The organism is Aliivibrio finisterrensis (genome assembly GCF_008933155.1).
In the GTDB taxonomy this organism is placed as follows: Bacteria; Pseudomonadota; Gammaproteobacteria; order Enterobacterales; family Vibrionaceae; genus Aliivibrio; species Aliivibrio finisterrensis.
Genome location: NZ_WBVP01000003.1, coordinates 188,620 through 208,208 on the forward strand (window position 1 = coordinate 188,620; position 19,589 = coordinate 208,208).

Here is a 19,589-nt window from a genome sequence, read left to right on the forward strand (position 1 = left end):
ACCTCTATCACGTTCTAAATTATTAATTTCAATATGTTTTATAAACATTTACTATGCGCCCTCGAAAAATGATCCGTTCATTATTTGACGGTTTGTTATATATTTGATTAACATTTCATTTACATTAATGGTATTTTGTCTAAATGCAAAGAAATATAGTGTTTATTTAATAATAATAATGTTTGATATCCAAGGAGGGTCAAGGATGAGAATAATACAACGCTCGCTGTTAACGGTTTCGATTCTGTTTGCATGTAATATCCAAGCCGCAGGTTTTCAAGTTGCAGAACATTCAGCTTCAGGATTAGGACGTTCCTTTTCTGGTGAAGGTGCTGTAGCTGATAACGCCAGTGTTCTTGCTAGAAACCCAGCAGCAATGACATTATTTGATACAGCCCAGTTCTCTGGTGTTATTTCTATTGTTGATCCTGAGGTGAATGTTACTCAGCATAATGTTCCGGGCTCTGGTGGGCAAAGTCAATCATCTAATGATGTTGCGCCAATGCAAGTTGTACCGGCAACTTATTATATTAGCCCAATTAATGATAAATGGAGTTGGGGCATTGGTATTTTTACGACCTACGGTGTTGCTACTGACTACCCTGATGATATTTATGCAGGAGATTTAGCTGGAGATACTTCTCTTGTTTCAGTAAATATTAATCCTAATATAGCTTACCGCATTAATGAGAAATTTAGCATTGGTGGTGGGATTAACCTTGTTTATGCTGAGGCTGAGTTGACTCGACATGAAGGTGGTTTAAGCCAGTTTATATCAGCAAACCCAAATCCATCTAATAAATTAATTGGGATGACAGGAGAAACGATTTCATACGGTTGGAATATTGGTGCACTCTACGAGCTTGATGAAAATAACCGTTTTGGTTTTGGTTATCGCTCAGAAGTCGATCTTGATTTTGATGAAGGTAAATTTACAAGTTATAACTCAGGAATTGCAAATGCTCCAACTGTAGATGGCCGTTTGCAAATTACCTTACCTTCAATTATTGAGCTGTCTGCTTTTCACCAATTGAATGATGAATGGGCTGTTCATTACGGTTGGCAGCGCACAGGATGGGATTCTTTTACAGAATTGAAAGCAACTAGTGATGATTGTACTGGCGGCGTTTGTTTATATAAACCAGAGCATTATGAAGATAATAATCGATATTCTTTTGGTGCAACTTATCAAGTTAATAGTGAGTGGACATTAAGAGCAGGCCTTGCCTATGATGAGCAAGCTGGTGAAGCAACATTAAGCATTCCTGATAGTGCCCGCTACTGGTATAGCGCAGGTTTAACCTATTTAATCTCTCCTGACTTAAGCATTGATGCTGGTTTTGCCATTGTACAAAGTAAAGATGGTTCGTTTACAGAAACTAACGCTTTAGCTGAAGACCTCGAATTCACTTCTGATGCGATTGCTTATATTTCTGCTATTCAATTGAACTATACCTTTAATTAAGCGGGGAGCTAACAATGAACAATATTTTTAAAATATCACTAATCACTTCAGCTATTCTGCTTGCAGGGTGTGGTGACGATACAAACAGCTCAGGTGCATCAACAACACCTCAGTACGAAGATTACATTCAAGATTCTTTGGCGCAAGATACAAACATAAAGTTTAATTTAAGTGGAAAAAACATCTCTGTTCCTATCCCTAGTTTTGCTTTAATGGATGCTACGGATGGTACATTAGGCTTACCAACGGATGGAAATAATGATTTAACAAACCCTTATGCAGCAATGAATACTGTCGATGGTTGGTCAACAAGTATGCCAATCATTATGGAATTTGAAGGGGTTGGTTTGGCTGATGGGAATCCAAAATCAGGTGTTTATATTATTAAAATAGATAAATCATTAACATCAGCAGAGGCTCCGGGAATTAAGAAAATTCTGGTAGCAGGAACTGATTTTGATATCTATTCAAGTGCAATGACTGATTCATTTACTATCTCATTTAGAGACTCTTTAGATTCGGGAAGTGAATATATTTTAGCATTATCAAATGAGTTAACAGATGTCGATAATGATCCTGTAGGTATGTCATCAAGTTACGCCGCATTAAAATCAAAAACGACGACATATACTAAAGGAAGTCTTGCACAAGCTCAGCAAGTTACTCAAGGTGTAGAGCAAATATTTGCAGGTGCAAATGCAGAGGGTGCTATTAATTTAAATCATGAAAGTATTATTTACTCGACGTGGTTTTCTACTCAGTCTGTAGGGGCAAGTATTTATAGCACTAAAGCTGCATCAGCGGCTGGTATTGGTGCTAAAGATCTTTCTCTTGTATGGAAAGGCAGTGCAAATCCAAATAATGTAGATTTAGCTGCTGCATACACTATGTCATTTGGAACTGCGAAAGATTATGTTGTTGCTTTAACAGAAGATGATGATTACACCACTTTCTTTGGTCAATCCAATAAAGACTTTCTATTAGCCCAATATCAATCAAGTCCATATAATGGAACAGTGAATGTTACTCAAGGTTTTGTACAGCTGCCTTATTATTTAGAGACAAACCAAGCTGAGTGGAATTCACAACCTTTTGAATCTGCTATGCCAAGTTTGGCAAAGGTTTCGTCAGCGTTAAGCAGTGAAGTCGATGCGGCGACTATAGTGCAACAACTTATGGCTGCAAACATTGATCCAAGCTTATTAGCAACAGATCCAGCAGAGCAATTGAAATTAATTGGCGTTGATTTAACTAAGGCTGATGGTTCTGTTTTAGATGAAGAAAGAGTGATAACTCGTTACGCTCCAGTCCCGAAAATTAAAGATCTACATGCTGTTGAGTTCTTGTTATTTACACCAAAAACATTACCAACGGCAGGTACTATGCCAATTGTGATTTATCAACATGGGATTACAAGTGCGAAAGAAAATGCTTATCACTTTGCTGCTAATTTAGTGAATCAAGGTGTTGCTGTTATTGGTATTGATTTACCATTACACGGTACTCGTAGCTTGGATGGTATTTTGAATGAACGTTCAGCAAATGTAAATTTATTAGCTTATTTAAACCTATCAAATTTACCTGTCGCTCGTGATAATGTGAGACAAAGTATCCTTGATATTATGGGGTTACGTGCGTCATTATCTGTCTCTCAAGGTTTAGGTATTTTTAATCCTACAGAGCTAGCGACTGCTGCGAATACAACAGTAACAAATCCTAGATTTGTAGGACACTCATTAGGTGGGATCACAGGGGTTTCAGCTGTCGCACAAGCGAATAAAACCATTGGTGATGTTGCTGGCGATGCAATCTATAAATTCTCGTCAGCTGCATTTGAAAATGCTGGTGGACAAATCGCTACCTTGTTATTAGGTTCTGAGTCTTTTGGTTCGACTATTAAACATACTGTTGCAATTAGTGGTGATGCTAAATACGCCGCTTATGCATCAGATGTATGTCAAACTAATAACTATGATGCGGCAATGTGTTTAGGAAGTTATTTAACGACAAACCCTGATCAAGGAATGGTATTAGCTACCTTGTTTAATCAGTTTGCCTATGCAGGACAAACAGTATTAGATACGATTGACCCATTTACTAATGCTTCAGATTTATTAAATGATAGCGGTTTAGTGTTACCTGTTTATATGAGTCAAGCAAACAGTGATGCTACGGTTCCTAATGATGTTATTAATGACCCAATAATTGGAACTGCTCCTTTTGCAGGAACTGAGCCTCTTGCTAAAAAGCTTGGTTTGAATGCACTGACAGCATCATCAAATACTCCAACAGGCGTGTCTGATTTTGCTAAATTTAATGATGTAGCACAGCATTCAACATTCATTGCTCCACAAAGCACTGCAAATCCACAGGAAGACTACAATCATCATATGGAAATGCAAACGCAATTGGGAGACTTCCTTATTGATAATAAATTAGATAGCGTAACTAATAGTACTGTTCTTGAGTAATATTAATACGCTAGAACTTTAACCTATCGTAATGATAAACGCAGAGTGGGCTCGAAATCCCTCTGCGTTTTGTGCTTTAATGGTATGAATTAAAGTATTAAGAATAAGTTATTAAGGACAGTCATGAGCTCAATTATAGAATGCATTAGAACCGTAGGGCGTGGTGAACGTAGCCGTAAACCATTGACGTTTGAACAAGCGTATCAAGTAATGAAAGAATATCTTGCCGGTGAAGTCTCTAGTGACAAAATGGCAATGCTGATGATGCTTATCCGAGTTCAGAATGAAACGGTTGAGGAGATCAGCGGATTTACCACGGCTATCCGTGAATTTATTCGTAACGAACAAACGCCAGAGCTAAAAGAGCTTAACGTTGATATTGATTGGGCGTGTTTTGCCGGTAAGCGTCAGGTTCAAGGTCCATCATGGCAGTTATACGCAGCACAAATTCTTGCGAACAAAGGCTTTAGAGTGCTTATTCACGGACATTTGCAATTAGGCAGTACCCGAGAGCACGTATCTCAAGTGATTGATAAGCTAAATATTCCAAGTTGCACAAGTATTGCAGAGACACAAAAAGCACTAGATGAAGGCAATATCGCTTATTTGCCTCTATCGGTTTATGCACCGCAAGTAGAAACCATGCTGTTATGGCAACATGAATACGGTTTACGTACCCCTGCGAATACCTGTGCACGCATGTTAAACCCAGCATCTGCGCCTATTTCATTACGTGGCAGCTTCCACCCTGGCTTACCACAACTGCATGGTGAAGCAGAATCTCGCTTACAACAAGCAACTGATGACTGCTCTGAATTAGCACTGTGCTTTAAAGGCATGGGGGGAGAATCTGAATTTAACCCTAAAGTTAGCCAGTCTCTATGGTGTGCATCAAAAGGGGTATGTGAAGAGCTGTATTGGGAAGAAGCATTAATTGAAGATTTACCAGCCCCTCAATCTTGTTTGTTAGGTACTAAATCAGAACAATTACAGCTAATGGCGAACACCGTTGTTTTTAATGTTGCTAATGTATTATGGGCAAATAAACGAGCAGAAAACTACCCAAGAGCAGAGGCGATTAAGGTTGCTACTCAATATTGGGAAGAGTACGTAAAAACTATCGCTTAACTACACATTTAATGTTCTAGCTATGAATGAAAGCCGTAAGTTAATTTTGCGGCTTTTTTTATATCCCCTTAATTTGTTTATTACACAAATGTAATAGTAATTCACATTTAGCGCTATTATCAAAATACCGTTAATAATAGATAATGCTCTCCTAGTCGTTATTTCATTAACTGGAGACCATTATGGCTAATGGATTTACAAGAGATGGTGGCGTCCAAGAACAAATAGATGCCACCGTAATTGATGCAATTAACCGTGCTCGCTCGCATCTTCATCATGAGCACAATGATACAAACTATTGTTTAGAGTGTGGGGAATTAATTCCAGAAGCACGACGAAACATAATACCAGGTGTAGAGTTGTGTGTTGAGTGTCAGGCAAAAGAAGATGCACGTGAAAAAGCATTCAGTGCTTATAACCGCAGGGCAAGTAAAGACAGTCAATTACGTTAAGTATGGCGATTGCTTCTAATATTTAGAAACAGTCCGCCACGTTTAATTAAGTTTTGCTACTAAAGAAAGGAGAGGTTAGTTACGATTAATGCGAGCCAAATAATAGGTGTTAATGAATTCACCATTTCTAAACGCAGAATCAATAGCTTCTCCTTCAATAACAAACCCGAATTTTTTATATAACCTTAGGGCGGCGTGATTGTCGACAAACGCATCAATTTCAATGCGTCTCACATTGAGCCAATTGTCAGCAAGATCTAACACCGTTTCTAATAATTTACTTCCAACACCACGACCGTGATAGGCATCGTGAACCCCCATACCAAAGTGCGCAACATGTTGGGTTCTTGGGCGTGTTACTTGTTCAAAGCCAATATTACCGACAATTTTCCCATCAATAAGAGCGACATAGCTGTAAACATTATCAGGTATTGCTGAGAGTCGTTTTTCCCAGAGTGCACGTGATGGAATAGGAAGCTGGAGAGTTTGCGCCTGAGCTTGAGGTTGGCTGTATAATTCACACAACCCATCAATGTCTTTTACTTCTGTTCGGCGAATCACTATTTCCATTACACGCATCCTTGTTTAATTAGTAAGCATTAAACTTAACCAGAATAGGTATCGATGACAAGTATTTAAACTCATTATTACCATTCATCCTCTCTATTTACCGTTCGTCGCATTCAACGTTTTTTGTTTTTGTCTTAGTTAATCTGTGAACATCAAACAGGATCATGTAATTAAGGACAGACAGATGAAACGAATAACAGCAACGGTAAGTTTATTAATAAGTGTAATGACGTTTTCTACTCAAGCGGCGTTAACCGATGAAGACATTTCTGTATATAACCAAGCTGCGGCTGGAAATGAAGATCTTGTCGAGTCGGCTTATGAGCGTTTTGAGGAATTGATTCAAACAGATGGAGCAACACCACTGACACTTGTCTATTTAGGAAGTGCAGAAACCCTAAAAGGCCGAGATGCCATGATGCCATGGACCGCAGTGAAATACGTTGAGCAAGGACTAGCGAAAATAGGGAAAGGATTAAATTTACTCGAGACAGAAAGTGCACCAATTGAAGAACAGCCGATAGTTTCAGGTTTGCCTGAGTCTTATCTCACTCGTGCGCTAGCGGCGGCAACCTATTCACAACTTCCTGATATGTTTAATCACTTTGAGCGTGGTTATGATCTCTATTTAGCTCTACTTTCAGAGCCAACATTCCAACAACAGCCTTATGAAGCGACGGCTTGGATATACGGGTACGCTGTTCAAGCGGCACTTAGAGCAGAAGACCCAGCACAAGCCAATCAATGGCTCGCCGTGATGCTAAAACAAGATAAAACTCATCCAGAATCCCTAAATGCCCAATCACTTATTACCGCAAGTAATTAGGAGATAATGATGATCAGTTTTCAAGGAATAGAAAAAACCTATCAGCTTGGCTCTCAGCGCGTAGAAGCATTAAAAAAAGTAGATGGTTTTATCATAAAAGGCAGCATGGTGGCGTTATGCGGGCCGTCAGGTTCAGGTAAAAGTACCTTATTAAATATCTTAGGTTTACTTGATATGGATTATCAGGGAGAAATAAAAATGGATGGTGAGTTCTATCCTAAAGACCCTATTGAAGCCGCTAAGTTACGACGTCACCAACTGGGCTTTGTGTTTCAGCGTTTTAATTTAGTCCCCGTGATGACCGCATTAGAGAACGTAGCATACCCATTAGTGTTAAATGGATACAGCAGTAAAGATCAAACGATTTTAGCCACTGAGATGCTAGAAAAAGTGGGGCTAGGCGATTTTATTCACCATCGACCGGATAACCTTTCTGGTGGACAACAGCAACGTGTCGCCATTGCTCGCGCCTTAGTCCATAAGCCAAGTTTGGTTATTGCTGATGAGCCAACAGCCAGTCTAGATAGCCAAACAGCAGAGACCGTGATTGATATTATGAAAGCGCTCGGGAAGGAAATTGGCACCACCTTTATTGTTGCAACGCATGATTATCGAATGGCGCAACATTGCGATACGTGCATTAACTTATTGGATGGAACCATCAGCAAGGAGGCCGTGTCATGGGCAAGTTAATCTCACTATTACCTTATTCTCTGCGTTTAGCGTGGTTGAATTTATTGCGAAACGGCCGTCGTAGCGCACTTTCTATCTTAATTATTACGATTGCCGTATTTGCATTAACCAGTGCGGGTGGGTTTGGTTTATATACTTATGACTCATTGAAAGAATCGACAGCAAGAGATACGGGCCATCTTACATTAAGCCAACCGGGTTACTTTGAAAGCGATGAAGAGATGCCATTAAGTAATGGATTATCTGATACATCAGAATTAATTCGCACCATGATGAAATACGATGAAGTAAGAGGCATACAACCTCGCATTGATTTTACTGGGCTAATTTCTAATGGCGTAAAATCGACGATTTTCATGGGAACTGGGGTGAACGATCGAGAGTTCGATATGAAAGGCCCATTTTTAGACATGAGATCAGGAAAAACGTTAACCGACATTACCTCAAGTCGATACGATGTCATGGAGCCTGAAATCATGCTTGGGGTCGATTTAGCGAGAAACCTCAACGTCAGTGTGGGTGATTGGGTAACTTTACTGGCAACCACCAGCGAAGGGGCACTTAATGCGTTTGATTTTAAAGTGCATGGCACCTATTCAACGGGGGTTCCCGAGTTAGATAAACGTCAGCTTTATATTCATATCGATTCTGCACAAGAGTTACTGTTATCAGAGAAAGTAAGCACCTTATTGGTTTTTTTATTTGATACTGAAAAAACTGCCGAGTTACATCGACGATTAGCTCAAGAGTTAGAAACAATGCCACTTGATTACGACATTGAAATCACGCCATGGCAAGAGCGCGCATTTTTCTACAACAAAGTGAAAGATTTATATGATCTTATCTTTGGTGTGATGGGCTTTGTGATGGGGCTAGTCGTATTTGTAGCGTTATTTAATACCATGACTATGTCCGTAACAGAAAGAACGCGTGAGATCGGCACTTTATCCGCATTAGGCAGCTATCCTAACGAGATCATTCACTCATTCTTACGAGAAGCTGGCTTACTTGCAGTGATAGGAGTGGTTCTTGGTGCAGTAATAACAGCCTTAACGACAATACTGCTGTTGGTGGTTGATGTGCAGATGCCACCACCACCGGGAAGAACGGATGGGTACCCACTGAATATTTATTTCTCATTTGAATTAGTGGCTTATGCAGGCGTTGGTGTTGTGTGTATTTGTTTACTGGCAGCGTACTTATCGGCCAAAAAAGGCGTGAAAAAACCCATTACGGAGGCGCTTATTTATGTCTAAATTATCTCACTTATTTATTCTGTTTGTGCTTGTTGGCTTTCAATCGACCGCAACCGCAACAACGCAACATATGGATAACACGAACAGTCTAACTGAGGCTCAAGTGAAACAACTGGTGAAAAAGGCCGATGATTTTCGCTTAGGTGAAAGTTCAGCAAAAGTGGTTTCTGAGGTTAAGCTATACAAAAATGACGAGCTAGATAAAACTCGCCAATACACGGTATACACACGAGAAAATAGAGAATCCTTGGTGTTGTTTAATTCTCAAGTGGAAGCCGGACAAAAGATGTTGATGCTAGGGGATAACTATTGGTTACTCATGCCGAAAAGTCGCCGCCCAATCCGCATTACACCGATGCAAAAGTTACTCGGTGAAGCCTCAGTGGGTGACATTTCAACGTTAACGTGGAGTGAGGATTATCAAGGTGAGTGGGTCGAATCGACAACGTTCGAGCTAACCGATGGTCAAGCGATTCAAACTGAGAAGATTAAACTAAAAGCGACAACAAAAGGCGCGAGTTATTTCACTATCGATTTATGGTTAGAGCAAGGAACGGGTTTTCCGATTAAAGCCGATTTGTATTTGCGGTCAGGAAAAATGGCCAAAGAAGCGTGGTTTATTAAAGGGATAAGAGAAGGCGAAACCAAAGTGATTTCAATGGTGTTAAATGATCAAATTCAAACCAATCAAAAAACGGTGATTGAATATAAAGAAATTACACCAACAGAGATTGCCGATAAATATTATAACCCTGCTTATCTGTCACGCACCAAACAGTTGGATTTGTGATCATGAAACCTTGGCTAGAACGACTCGTGTATTGTAGTGCTTGGGTGGCTGCTTTAAGCGCTCAAGCCTCTGAGATGACTTTCGAGTGGGATTGGATGCTGAGTGCCGAAACGGTTCAACAGCGAGAGACGGTTTTTTCTCCAATGACAGACAATGAACACCAAGAGTCGTTTAATGGGCTATTGGATGTTCAAATCGGTTATCAGAACTGGAATGCGGTGGTGGCTCTTAAAGGTAATGATCTTTATTCCCAATCTAGCATGCAATCAGAAGATAAAAGTGCAGAATCTGAGTTAATTGTCAGTGAATTATTTTGGCAAAGTAGCATTGATATTGTCGATATACCATTGGATTTGCAGCTGGGTAAAGTAAGAGTCGATTGGGGCGTTGGTTATGGTTATCGCCCGCTGGATATTTTTACGCCTTATCGTCGAAACCCTGTTGGTATACAAGTAGAGGAAGGGGCCGGTGTCGCTTCGGTATCTTATTTTGATGACCAAGGTGAATGGTCGTTAATTTATACCGACTCATCATGGACGCAACAAAAAGGAAGTGAGTTAGAAGATCAAAGTGAACAGCAAGGAATTGGCATAAGACGCTATGCGTTAGTGGGAGATACAGAATACCAATGGGTCGCTTATTATGATGATGTTCGACAAGGGTTATTGGGCGCAAGTGTTGTTACTGTGCTAGATACCGCGTGGGAGTTTCATGGATCGGCAGTGTATCAATCTAAGTATCTTTCTTATCAGCAGCCAAGTATCACACGTTATCCTGTCACGTTAGAAAAAGAAGAAAATGCCTATCAAGCGCTACTAGGCTTAACTTGGGCAAATGAAATCGGAAGCAGTGTCGTTGTAGAGTATTGGTATGACAGTCGAGCATGGAGTAAAAACGAGTGGAATAATGCGCTTACTGTAGCAACACCGTCATATCAACAAGGCTTTAATCATGTCAATATGGTTCAGCATAACATGATGTTTCATTGGAGTTTGGATCCTAACGCATGGACAGCGTGGCAGTGGAGTAAAGACATCTCATGGTTAAGTCAGTTTACCCCAACATTTGATGTCTTGTATTCACCAGAAGATAACGGAGTGATAGCAACGCAATGGCTAAATTATTTGCTTCATGATTCAGGTGATTCAAGTGTGGAAATGGAACTTGCCGCGCGTTTTTTGACAGGAAAAAGCGACTCAGCGTATGCAAATTTATCCGATAAGCATATGCTGTTACTGAATATAAAAGGACGATTCTAATGAGTGAGCGAAAAGAAACGATAATGCAATTAGTGAAAAGTTTACTTATCACAACGGTATTCTGTGTAGTTATCGCCATGGTGACGAGCAATATTTGGCCATCACCATTTTATGAGCACATCATTATTAGTTTGGGTTATGGCTATAGTGCCGTTTTATGCTCATTTGTCTTAGAGAATAACTTTCCTACTTTAAAAAAAGCGTATTCCACCGTATTAGCTATGGTGCTTTCTATCACATTGGGTACATTTCACGCATCATTATGGCTAAATAAATATGACGATTTCGCCACCTTAGAAGCACTTCAGCCCATTGTAATATTAGGGTTAATCTTTACTGCTATTTGTTTCTATTACTTTCACGCAACTGAGAAAACCATGTTAGCAGAGCAAGCGTTAGCACTCTCTAAGCGTAAGCAGTTAGAGCAAGAAAAGGCGCTAATATTAAGCCAGTTAAGTCAGCTTCAAAGTCAAATTGAGCCACATTTTTTATTTAATACATTAGCGAATATCAGCGCGTTAATTGAGTTAGACAGCAATAAAGCAAAATTGATGCTAGAGAAGCTGACGGATTTACTCCGAGGATCGCTAAAAACAAACCGGAATCCATTAATTACCGTTGAGCAAGAAATTGAGCTATTAAATGCTTATTTATCGATTCAACAGATCCGCTTAGGGGATCGTTTAACGTATGACATCGATAATCAAATCATTGAGCCTATTTCTCTGCCACCTCTGTTAATTCAGCCTCTGGTTGAAAATGCCATTACTCACGGTATAGAGCCGAGTGCGCAGGGAGGACAGCTTATGGTTCAGTTTAAGCAAGAGAATAATCAGTTTATTGTTGTTATCTCTGATAATGGCATTGGATTGGAGTCAGTGTCACCAAGTAAAGGGCATGGGATGAGCATAAATAATATCAAACAGCGATTGCATGACTTGTTCGATGGCAGTGCTTCCGTTCGTATCACAGAAAATAAAGACGGTGGTGTAAATGCAGAGCTGACAATTCCATCGGATAAATTACTTCAATTAAATAGGGAGTATTTATGAGTCAATCCATTACCGCCGTTATTGCCGATGATGAGCCATTATTACGCTTTCATTTAGAAAAAATGTTATCTGATCTTTGGTTTGATTTAGATATTCTAGCGGTATGTGCTAACGGTAAAGAAGCGCTTGATGCAATAGAGCAACACCAACCGGATATCGCCTTTTTAGATATAAAAATGCCAGAATTAGATGGCATGGCATTGGCGGCAAAATTACAAAAAAGTACCGTAGCGCCGTTAATTGTGTTCATTACCGCTTACGACGAATTTGCGGTAAAAGCGTTTGAAACTAATGCGATTGATTACGTATTGAAACCCATATCTGAAACCAGACTTGAAGCTACCTGTGAAAAACTAAAACAAAGGTTAACTCAGCAAAATAAACATTCAGAGTCTAAACAAAATCAAGATGTATTGAGTGATCTTTTTGCTCAGATACAGCAACTGTCTGCACAGCAACAGCCAGAATATTTACGTTGGATTAAAGCGTACAAAGGTGAAGATCTACATCTAATTTCTGTTTCAGATATCTTGTATTTTAAAGCAGAAGATAAATACGTTTCGGTTTATGCCAAGCAAAATGATATCGATATAACGGAATACCTTATTCGCAGTTCGCTAAAAGAGTTACAGCAAAAGATCAATCCTGATCATTTTTGGCAAATCCATCGTTCAAGCATCGTTAATGTCGCTCAAATTAAAAAAGTGAAAAAGGATTTACTGGGGCATTTGTGTGTTCACATTGGTAGCGCGAAATTACCCGTGAGCAGAAGTGCTCAAAGTTTGTTTAAAGGGATGTGATAATACAAAAAGTAACGCCCTATACCAATGAAAGTAATAGAGCGTTACAAGGCAGTTCAAAACATAGGTTTAAAGCGCTAAAACCAAGCTTTGATAAGGTGCTAATATCAACTCAGAGCCTAATTGTGTTGTTGGTTCAAGGTTACTGATCAAGCACTCCACAGAGCGGTTAGCAATATGCTCAGGCAATGCTAATGTTTGTGGCTCTGCACTAAAGTTATTTAGCACGACTAAGTGTTGGTCTGCATCTTTACGCTCATAAGCAAACACGGCAGAGTGCGTTTCAAACAGAGGAATAAAATCACCATACACAATCACAGGGTTCTGCTTTCTTAGGGCGATCAGTTTTTGATAGTGATAGAAGATTGAGTTTTTATCTTCTAGCGCTGCGGCAACGTTGATCTCAGGGTAATTCGGGTTAAGTTTGATCCAAGGTGTACCTTGAGTAAATCCTGCATTATCAGAGTTATCCCAGTGCATTGGTGTGCGTGCATTGTCACGGCTATTGGCGTGGATCCCTTTCATCATGCTCTCATGACTTACACCTGATTCTGTTTTTACTCGATAGAAGTTCAACGTTTCAATGTCTTTGTACTCTTCTAACGTATCGAATGCGACGTTCGTCATACCGATCTCTTCACCTTGGAAAATATAAGGCGTGCCTTTCATCATATGCAGAGTGGTTGCCAGCATTTTTGCCGACTCAACACGATATTGGCCATCACAACCGTATTTAGAGACAACACGAGGTAAATCGTGGTTATTCCAAAATAGCGAGTTCCAACCTTTATTGTTTAGCTCTACTTGCCATTTGGTCATCACTTGTTTAAATAGGGCGAGATCAAGTGGTTTAGGTTTCCATTTATCGCCATCTTCCCAAAGTAGGGTAATGTGTTCAAACTGGAACACCATCGATAGCTCATGACGAGCAGGATCACTATAAAGTTGAGCGCTTTCAGGTGTTGCTCCCCATGTTTCGCCCACCGTAAGCAAGTATTTATCACCGAATGTCGCTTGGTTCATTTTTTGAAGAAGAGGGTGCAGACGCTCGCCATCACCTGTGATTTTCTTGTCGACTTCTTTGCCGATTAAATCGATAACATCTAGACGGAAGCCACCAATACCTTGGTCAATCCACCAGTTCATCATATCAAAGACTTTTTGGTGAACAGCTGGGTTCTCCCAGTTTAAATCTGGTTGGCGTTTAGAGAATAAATGGAAATAGTATTGTTGATTCTCTTCATCCCACTGCCATGCTGAACCACCAAAAATGGATCCAATGTCACTTGGTGCTTCGCCGTTTTCATCCGCATCACGCCAGATATAAAAATCACGGTATTGACTATTTTTATCGCTTTTTGCTTCAACAAACCAAGCGTGTTCGTCCGATGTGTGGTTAACCACTAAATCCATTACCACTTTAATGCCGCGATCTTCTGCTTGCTGCATTAAACGTTTCATGTCTTCCATGGTGCCAAATTCAGCCGCAATCGCTTGATAATCAGAGATATCGTAACCGTTATCATCCATTGGAGATTGATAAACAGGAGAAAGCCAAATGACATCAATACCAAGACCTTGCAAGTAATCCAGTTTACTAATAATACCTTGTAGATCACCAATACCATCATTATTTGAGTCACAGAAGCTACGAGGGTAAATTTGATATACAACACTGTTATGCCACCAACGCTTTTCCATATTTTTTATTCCACTAACTAAAATAAATTAAACGCAATATAGCGAAAAAAAACGGTGATGAATAATTGATAATTTGAACTCTGATATAGAAAAAATTTATATCATGGGTATTGTGAAGTCAGAATAATTACTGAGTGTTTATTATGGATAAATCATCACGCTATTTTTATGAAGTGGCTCGTCAAGGGAGCATTAAAGGCGCTTCTGAAAAACTGTTTATTAGTCAGCCGACATTAACGACAGCAATTAAGAAACTAGAAGAAAGTTTGGATGTGATTTTGTTTCATCGAAAATCCAAAGGGGTTGAACTGACAAGCTCTGGCTGGCTCTATTATCGTTATGTACAAGATTTGTTTGAAAAACACAGCCAAATGATGCATCAATTGACCGACATGAAAGCCAGAAGTCAGGGTAAGATAAAGTTAGGTATTGGTGAGGCGTGGTGGGAGTGTTTTGCCTCTGAAGTGATTAAAAAATTTGTAGAACAACATCCAAATAACTCAATGTATATCGAGTTTGGTAATGGGCTTTCTATGCTAAATCAATTACTCAATGGTGATATTGATCTTTTTATCGGCCATGAAATCGAAAATATCGATCCAAGACATCGTGTATTGTTTATGCCTTTATTTATCGAACAAGAAGCGTGGTTTGTAAGGGAAGGGCATCCATTGTTATCAAATGATCTAACATCAAATGAGTTGGATAATTACCCTTTAATAAAAGTCACTCCTGATCACATCAGACACACGAAGATTTTGAATGATGAAGGTATGGAAGCGTTCAATCTTAAACAGCAAAAAACAGGAGTTGTGTATGAACTTAACTCCTTAAAAGCCAGTATTGATATGCTAAAAACCAGTGATGCAATTATGCCATACACCAATCAAGTCAAAGATAAAATGGCAGAGCAGGGCATTGTGAACCTTCCACAAGAGTCAGAAAAAAAAGGCAATGTTGGGATTTATACCAAAACAGAACAAGTGTCAGAAAGTATTCAGTACTTAGTCTCATTATTAAAAGGTAAATAAAGTAAAGATAGCCATGGGCTAAGACGATGTTTCAACGAAATATGTTACAGTGTGTAAATCTAAATATTAATAAGAGTCACTATCATGCCGAGCCTAGCTCATTGGAAAAATCCAAAAACCTTTTTGATCTTAATTTCTATTGTTGTTCCTATTGCCTTCTCTACGTGGAATGCACTTTTAAATAACTTTGTAATAGAAAAAGCCGCTTTTACTGGTGCAGATATTGGGCTATTGCAAAGTGTGCGGGAGATCCCAGGTTTTCTAGCCTTTACTGCTGTTTTCGTCCTTCTTTTTATTCGTGAGCAGAAGTTCATGATCCTCTCTTTGGTGATGTTAGCGGTAGGTGTTGCGATTACTGGATTCTTCCCAAGCGTATATGGCTTATTATGCACAACATTATTGATGTCGGTAGGTTTCCACTATTTTGAAACCTTAAAACAGTCTTTATCGCTGCAATGGTTAACCAAAGAAGAAGCACCAGAGATGCTCGGTAAACTTATCTCTATCGGTGCACTTGCTTCTTTATGTACTTATGGCGTGTTATGGGTATTGCTTGAATTAGTGCAATTAGAGTTTAAATGGATTTACTTCATTGCAGGTTCAATTGCATTAATCGTGACGGTTTTTATGTGGTTATCGTTTCCAAATTTTGAAACCGAAACACAACAAACGAAGAAATTGGTACTACGTAAGCGTTATTGGTTGTATTACGCATTAACCTTTATGAGTGGTGCTCGTCGTCAGATCTTTATGGTGTTTGCTGGCTTCTTAATGGTTGAGAAGTTTGGTTATTCAGCTGCTGATATTACATTATTATTTTTAGCAAACTATGCATTTAACTGGTTATTTGCTAAGAAGATAGGGCGCTGGATTGGTGTAGTTGGTGAGCGCAAAGCGTTAATGCTGGAATACATTGGTCTGATTTTTGTTTTTGTTGGTTATGCATTGGTACAAACCTCAGAAATGGCGGCAGCACTGTACATTATCGATCATCTGTTTTTTGCTTTAGCATTAGCGATTAAAACCTATTTCCAAAAAATTGCCGATCCTGCAGATATGGCATCAACGGCGGGTGTGGCCTTTACTATCAACCATATTGCAGCCGTGGTTATCCCTGTGAGCTTTGGTGTGATATGGCTTGTGTCACCAGCCGCTGTGTTTTACGTAGGCGCAACAATGGCATTTATCTCATTTTTATTGTCACTCAATATTCCAGAAGCGCCACAAGAAGGAAACGAAACTCGCATTTTTAAGTGGAACTGATTAAAGTAGTTGTACTTAAGAAAGAAGAGGGAATGTAGGCATGAATATGATAACTCATGATCCTGATAATAAGTGTTATCACATTGCACTTGAGGGAGAAGCTGTTGCTAAAGTGTATTACGAAAAGAAAGGCAATATTCTTGATGTAATAAGCACGCGGATCCCTGATGAGCTACAAGGTAAAGGCTACGGTAAAGTGATGATGGAGTCGTTCTTACATGAGATGAGAGTATCCAATTTATTGATCGTGCCTGTCTGCTCTTATGTGGTTCATTACATGAATAAAAACCCACAGTGGCAAGATGTATTAGCGAAATAATTGAAACCTAGGTAGAACGTCTATCTAGGTTTTTTTGTATTGGATTCAGATAGAAACAAATTGATAAAAGGAAGTCATGATGACGTTAAACGCATTTATTGAAAAACTAAGCACACAGCCTGAATTGATTGAATTTACCGAAACCATGGCCGTGATTGAGTCTCACTATGATTTTACGCCAACAGAATTTGCGAATGGTAATACTATTAATTTGGCTGATCAAAATAATGGCTCATGTAAGATTTTTGCTTTCGCTTTATTAAATCAACTCAGTGTAGATCAAACATTAGCGTGTTTTGGGCAATATTATCGTGAAGATGTGCTGCAAAATCCAACGAATAATGATCATCAAAATATTCGCAATTTTATGGTAACCGGTTGGGCGGGTGTACAGTTTAAAACTAAAGCACTTCAAGCGAAATAAACAACAGAAAACCAATAAAGAGATTGAATCATGATAAAACTTGCTGTTATTGGAACCAATTGGATCACCGAACGATTTTTAGCGGCTGCACTAGAAAGTGGTAAATACCAACTATCTGCAGTGTATTCACGCTCACTTGAACAAGCTAAAGCATTTGCAGATAAATTTAGCGTCAATTTAACCTTTGATTGTTTAGATAAATTAGCGACGTGTGATGAAGTGGATGCGGTGTATATCGCAAGCCCGAATTCATTTCATGCCCCACAATCTATTAAGATGATGAAGCAGGGCAAACACGTCATCTGTGAAAAGCCAATCGCTTCAAATTACCAAGAAGCACAATTTGCTTATCAAACCGCACAAGAAAATAACGTGGTGTTGTTTGAAGCTTTTATGTCGCCATATTTACCTAACTTTCAGCAGATTAAGTCACACTTGCCAAGTTTAGGGGCGATTCGAAAAGTACACATCACTTATTGTCAGTACTCCTCTCGTTACCCTAAATACCTTAATGGTGAAAACCCAAATACTTTTAATCCTGAGTTTTCAAATGGCTCGATTATGGACATTGGTTTTTATTGTGTAGGCTCTATGGTTGAGTTATTTGGTGAGCCAACATCAATTCAAGCACAAGCACACCTGTTAGATTCCGGTGTTGATGGTAACGGCAGTATTATTTGTGGTTACGATGGCTTTGATGTTGTTGTCATGCACTCTAAGACCAGTGATTCTTATGTACCCAGTGAGATCCAAGGTGAAGAGGGAGCAATCTTAACTGAGATGATCTCTATTGGCCAAAAAGTAACGAAAGTAAACCGTGGTGGAGAAACAGAAGATTTGACCCTTGAACAAAATGCCAATCCAATGTTTTATGAAGCGTTTAAATTTGCCGAGCAAGTTGAATCTAATCAAATGGATATGCAAGCAGTTGAGCGTTCATTGCTTATTTCAAAAGTAACTACAGAGATCCGTAAGCAAACAGGTGTTGTTTTTCCTGCTGATAGTTAACTTTTATTTTATAGTAGTAACAAAGCCGAATGTATTATGCATTCGGCTTTGTTATTTAAACCAATGACATTATCTGATTTGCCTATCAAGGTGAGAAATTAGAGGCTGTATTTAGCGAAGAAAAAGCATTAATCGCGATTGAATTTGCAATTATGCTTAAATATCATGCAATCAATTAGTTAAGTATAAAAAAGTGCTTTACCTCTGCGCTCAGTATGGCATTATCTATCTCGTTCCAACGATGTGCGTACATCGTATAATGGCTATTACCTCAGCCTTCCAAGCTGATGATGCGGGTTCGATTCCCGCTGTACGCTCCAATCTCTTTTTCTCGCTTTTCCCTCCAACTTATTGAAAAATAAAGCGCTTAATCGCGTGCTCTGTCGTATCTGGCATTTGAGAAATAGCGATCATTGGTGGCCAAATATAAATTGAGACCATTTTGAGTCCACTTTGAGACCAAGTGGTATTTTCATCATTTTATACAGATTTTCTAATTTTGAGCTGAATCCTCAGCTCAAAATTAGAAAAATTAATCTATTCCTCATTGCTTTCATGTTTTACTTCTAAGAAATCCCCAACAGTACAGTCCAAATACGTACATATTTTTTCTAAAGTATCGAAGTCGATACGATTATTTGTTTCATGAAATAATCTATTTACCGTACTTCGATTTACTCCAGTATCCCTTACAACATCCGCAACTTTTAGTTTCTTCATTCCTAACAATGTTGATAAATGACATTTTATCATATCTTAAAAGACCTTAAATGTGTCGCTAGAGATACAAAATGTTATTGACAGGTTTCTTTTAATACATTAATGTATCTCTATAGCTACAAAGTGTAGCGCCATAGATAGGAATTCATTATGTCATATACATACCTAACAACAGAAGAGTTATCTTCATTAATTAAATATGATAAACGCGTTATTAGAGAGCAATTAAAGGATTCTGTTTTATTTGAAGGTGTACATTACATTCGTCCATTTGGTGGGCGAAAGATTCTTTTTATTTGGGAAAGAGTAGAAGAAGAAATGCTAAATGGGATTACGACAGAAGCGTTACTTTTAGGTTAAG

At 39.0% G+C, this 19,589-nt stretch carries 20 protein-coding genes and 1 tRNA gene; 18 read left to right on the forward strand and 3 right to left on the reverse strand.

What is annotated here, in order from left to right; genetic code table 11:
- Nucleotides 1–205 precede the first annotated feature (205 nt).
- The 4 genes from F8B77_RS04105 to F8B77_RS04120 all read left to right on the forward strand — a co-directional run bounded on the left by F8B77_RS04105 (nucleotide 206) and on the right by F8B77_RS04120 (nucleotide 5,516).
- Nucleotides 206–1,465: an outer membrane protein transport protein gene (locus F8B77_RS04105; protein WP_151653961.1), complete on the forward strand. Its 1,260-nt coding sequence runs from the start codon at nucleotides 206–208 to the stop codon at nucleotides 1,463–1,465.
- 14 nt (nucleotides 1,466–1,479) lie between these two features.
- Complete coding sequence (locus tag F8B77_RS04110) at nucleotides 1,480–3,936, forward strand: VolA/Pla-1 family phospholipase (protein WP_151653963.1); 2,457 nt, start codon at nucleotides 1,480–1,482, stop codon at nucleotides 3,934–3,936.
- Nucleotides 3,937–4,059: 123 nt separating this feature from the next.
- Nucleotides 4,060–5,064, forward strand: a complete 1,005-nt coding sequence (locus F8B77_RS04115; protein ID WP_151653971.1) for a glycosyl transferase family protein — start codon at nucleotides 4,060–4,062, stop codon at nucleotides 5,062–5,064.
- A 182-nt stretch (nucleotides 5,065–5,246) separates the two neighbouring features.
- Nucleotides 5,247–5,516: a DksA/TraR family C4-type zinc finger protein gene (locus F8B77_RS04120; RefSeq protein ID WP_005423103.1), complete on the forward strand. Its 270-nt coding sequence runs from the start codon at nucleotides 5,247–5,249 to the stop codon at nucleotides 5,514–5,516.
- A 75-nt stretch (nucleotides 5,517–5,591) separates the two neighbouring features.
- Here the strand turns inward: F8B77_RS04120 and F8B77_RS04125 are convergent, their stop codons facing one another.
- On the reverse strand, nucleotides 5,592–6,086 hold the full coding sequence (locus tag F8B77_RS04125) for a GNAT family N-acetyltransferase (RefSeq protein ID WP_065640075.1): 495 nt from the start codon (nucleotides 6,084–6,086) through the stop codon (nucleotides 5,592–5,594).
- 184 nt (nucleotides 6,087–6,270) lie between these two features.
- Here F8B77_RS04125 and F8B77_RS04130 point away from each other — a divergent pair, with 184 nt between their 5' ends.
- From F8B77_RS04130 to F8B77_RS04160, 7 genes are read left to right on the forward strand one after another with little or no spacing between them, the layout of a single operon-like run.
- Complete coding sequence (locus tag F8B77_RS04130) at nucleotides 6,271–6,912, forward strand: hypothetical protein (protein WP_151653973.1); 642 nt, start codon at nucleotides 6,271–6,273, stop codon at nucleotides 6,910–6,912.
- A 9-nt stretch (nucleotides 6,913–6,921) separates the two neighbouring features.
- Nucleotides 6,922–7,605, forward strand: coding sequence for an ABC transporter ATP-binding protein (locus F8B77_RS04135; protein WP_151654130.1), 684 nt, complete (start codon nucleotides 6,922–6,924; stop codon nucleotides 7,603–7,605).
- Entirely contained in the window at nucleotides 7,593–8,861 is a 1,269-nt protein-coding gene (locus F8B77_RS04140; RefSeq protein WP_151653975.1) for an ABC transporter permease, read from the forward strand. Before F8B77_RS04135 ends, F8B77_RS04140 begins: the two co-directional genes overlap by 13 nt.
- Nucleotides 8,854–9,651 (forward strand): outer membrane lipoprotein-sorting protein, encoded by a 798-nt coding sequence (locus F8B77_RS04145; protein ID WP_151653977.1) that lies wholly within the window; start codon nucleotides 8,854–8,856, stop codon nucleotides 9,649–9,651. The genes F8B77_RS04140 and F8B77_RS04145 overlap by 8 nt, the downstream gene beginning before the upstream one ends.
- A gap of 2 nt (nucleotides 9,652–9,653) precedes the next feature.
- Nucleotides 9,654–10,910 carry a hypothetical protein gene (locus F8B77_RS04150; protein ID WP_151653979.1) on the forward strand — a complete coding sequence of 419 codons (1,257 nt, stop codon included), beginning with the start codon at nucleotides 9,654–9,656 and terminating at the stop codon, nucleotides 10,908–10,910.
- Entirely contained in the window at nucleotides 10,910–11,962 is a 1,053-nt protein-coding gene (locus F8B77_RS04155) for a sensor histidine kinase (RefSeq protein WP_151653981.1), read from the forward strand. The genes F8B77_RS04150 and F8B77_RS04155 overlap by 1 nt, the downstream gene beginning before the upstream one ends.
- Entirely contained in the window at nucleotides 11,959–12,762 is an 804-nt protein-coding gene (locus F8B77_RS04160; protein ID WP_151653983.1) for a LytR/AlgR family response regulator transcription factor, read from the forward strand. Before F8B77_RS04155 ends, F8B77_RS04160 begins: the two co-directional genes overlap by 4 nt.
- A 69-nt stretch (nucleotides 12,763–12,831) precedes the next feature.
- Here the strand turns inward: F8B77_RS04160 and F8B77_RS04165 are convergent, their stop codons facing one another.
- The gene (locus F8B77_RS04165; RefSeq protein ID WP_151653985.1) at nucleotides 12,832–14,463 is read right to left on the reverse strand and encodes a glycoside hydrolase family 13 protein; all 1,632 of its coding nucleotides are present in this window, start codon (nucleotides 14,461–14,463) and stop codon (nucleotides 12,832–12,834) included.
- 143 nt (nucleotides 14,464–14,606) lie between these two features.
- Here F8B77_RS04165 and F8B77_RS04170 point away from each other — a divergent pair, with 143 nt between their 5' ends.
- The 6 genes from F8B77_RS04170 (at nucleotide 14,607) to F8B77_RS04195 (ending at nucleotide 18,828) form a co-directional block, all read left to right on the forward strand.
- On the forward strand, nucleotides 14,607–15,494 hold the full coding sequence (locus F8B77_RS04170; protein ID WP_151653987.1) for a LysR family transcriptional regulator: 888 nt from the start codon (nucleotides 14,607–14,609) through the stop codon (nucleotides 15,492–15,494).
- An 84-nt stretch (nucleotides 15,495–15,578) separates the two neighbouring features.
- Nucleotides 15,579–16,757, forward strand: a complete 1,179-nt coding sequence (locus F8B77_RS04175; protein ID WP_151653989.1) for an MFS transporter — start codon at nucleotides 15,579–15,581, stop codon at nucleotides 16,755–16,757.
- Between the two features lie 40 nt (nucleotides 16,758–16,797).
- Nucleotides 16,798–17,076, forward strand: a complete 279-nt coding sequence (locus tag F8B77_RS04180; protein WP_151653991.1) for a GNAT family N-acetyltransferase — start codon at nucleotides 16,798–16,800, stop codon at nucleotides 17,074–17,076.
- Between the two features lie 76 nt (nucleotides 17,077–17,152).
- Nucleotides 17,153–17,500 carry a HopJ type III effector protein gene (locus tag F8B77_RS04185; RefSeq protein ID WP_151653993.1) on the forward strand — a complete coding sequence of 116 codons (348 nt, stop codon included), beginning with the start codon at nucleotides 17,153–17,155 and terminating at the stop codon, nucleotides 17,498–17,500.
- 30 nt (nucleotides 17,501–17,530) lie between these two features.
- Nucleotides 17,531–18,508 (forward strand): Gfo/Idh/MocA family protein, encoded by a 978-nt coding sequence (locus F8B77_RS04190; RefSeq protein ID WP_151653995.1) that lies wholly within the window; start codon nucleotides 17,531–17,533, stop codon nucleotides 18,506–18,508.
- A gap of 245 nt (nucleotides 18,509–18,753) precedes the next feature.
- Nucleotides 18,754–18,828 (forward strand) — tRNA-Gly (locus F8B77_RS04195).
- Between the two features lie 217 nt (nucleotides 18,829–19,045).
- Here F8B77_RS04195 and F8B77_RS04200 read toward each other — a convergent pair.
- Complete coding sequence (locus tag F8B77_RS04200) at nucleotides 19,046–19,261, reverse strand: helix-turn-helix domain-containing protein (protein WP_151653997.1); 216 nt, start codon at nucleotides 19,259–19,261, stop codon at nucleotides 19,046–19,048.
- A gap of 117 nt (nucleotides 19,262–19,378) precedes the next feature.
- Here F8B77_RS04200 and F8B77_RS04205 point away from each other — a divergent pair, with 117 nt between their 5' ends.
- Nucleotides 19,379–19,588: a hypothetical protein gene (locus F8B77_RS04205; protein WP_151653999.1), complete on the forward strand. Its 210-nt coding sequence runs from the start codon at nucleotides 19,379–19,381 to the stop codon at nucleotides 19,586–19,588.
- Nucleotide 19,589 lies beyond the last annotated feature (1 nt).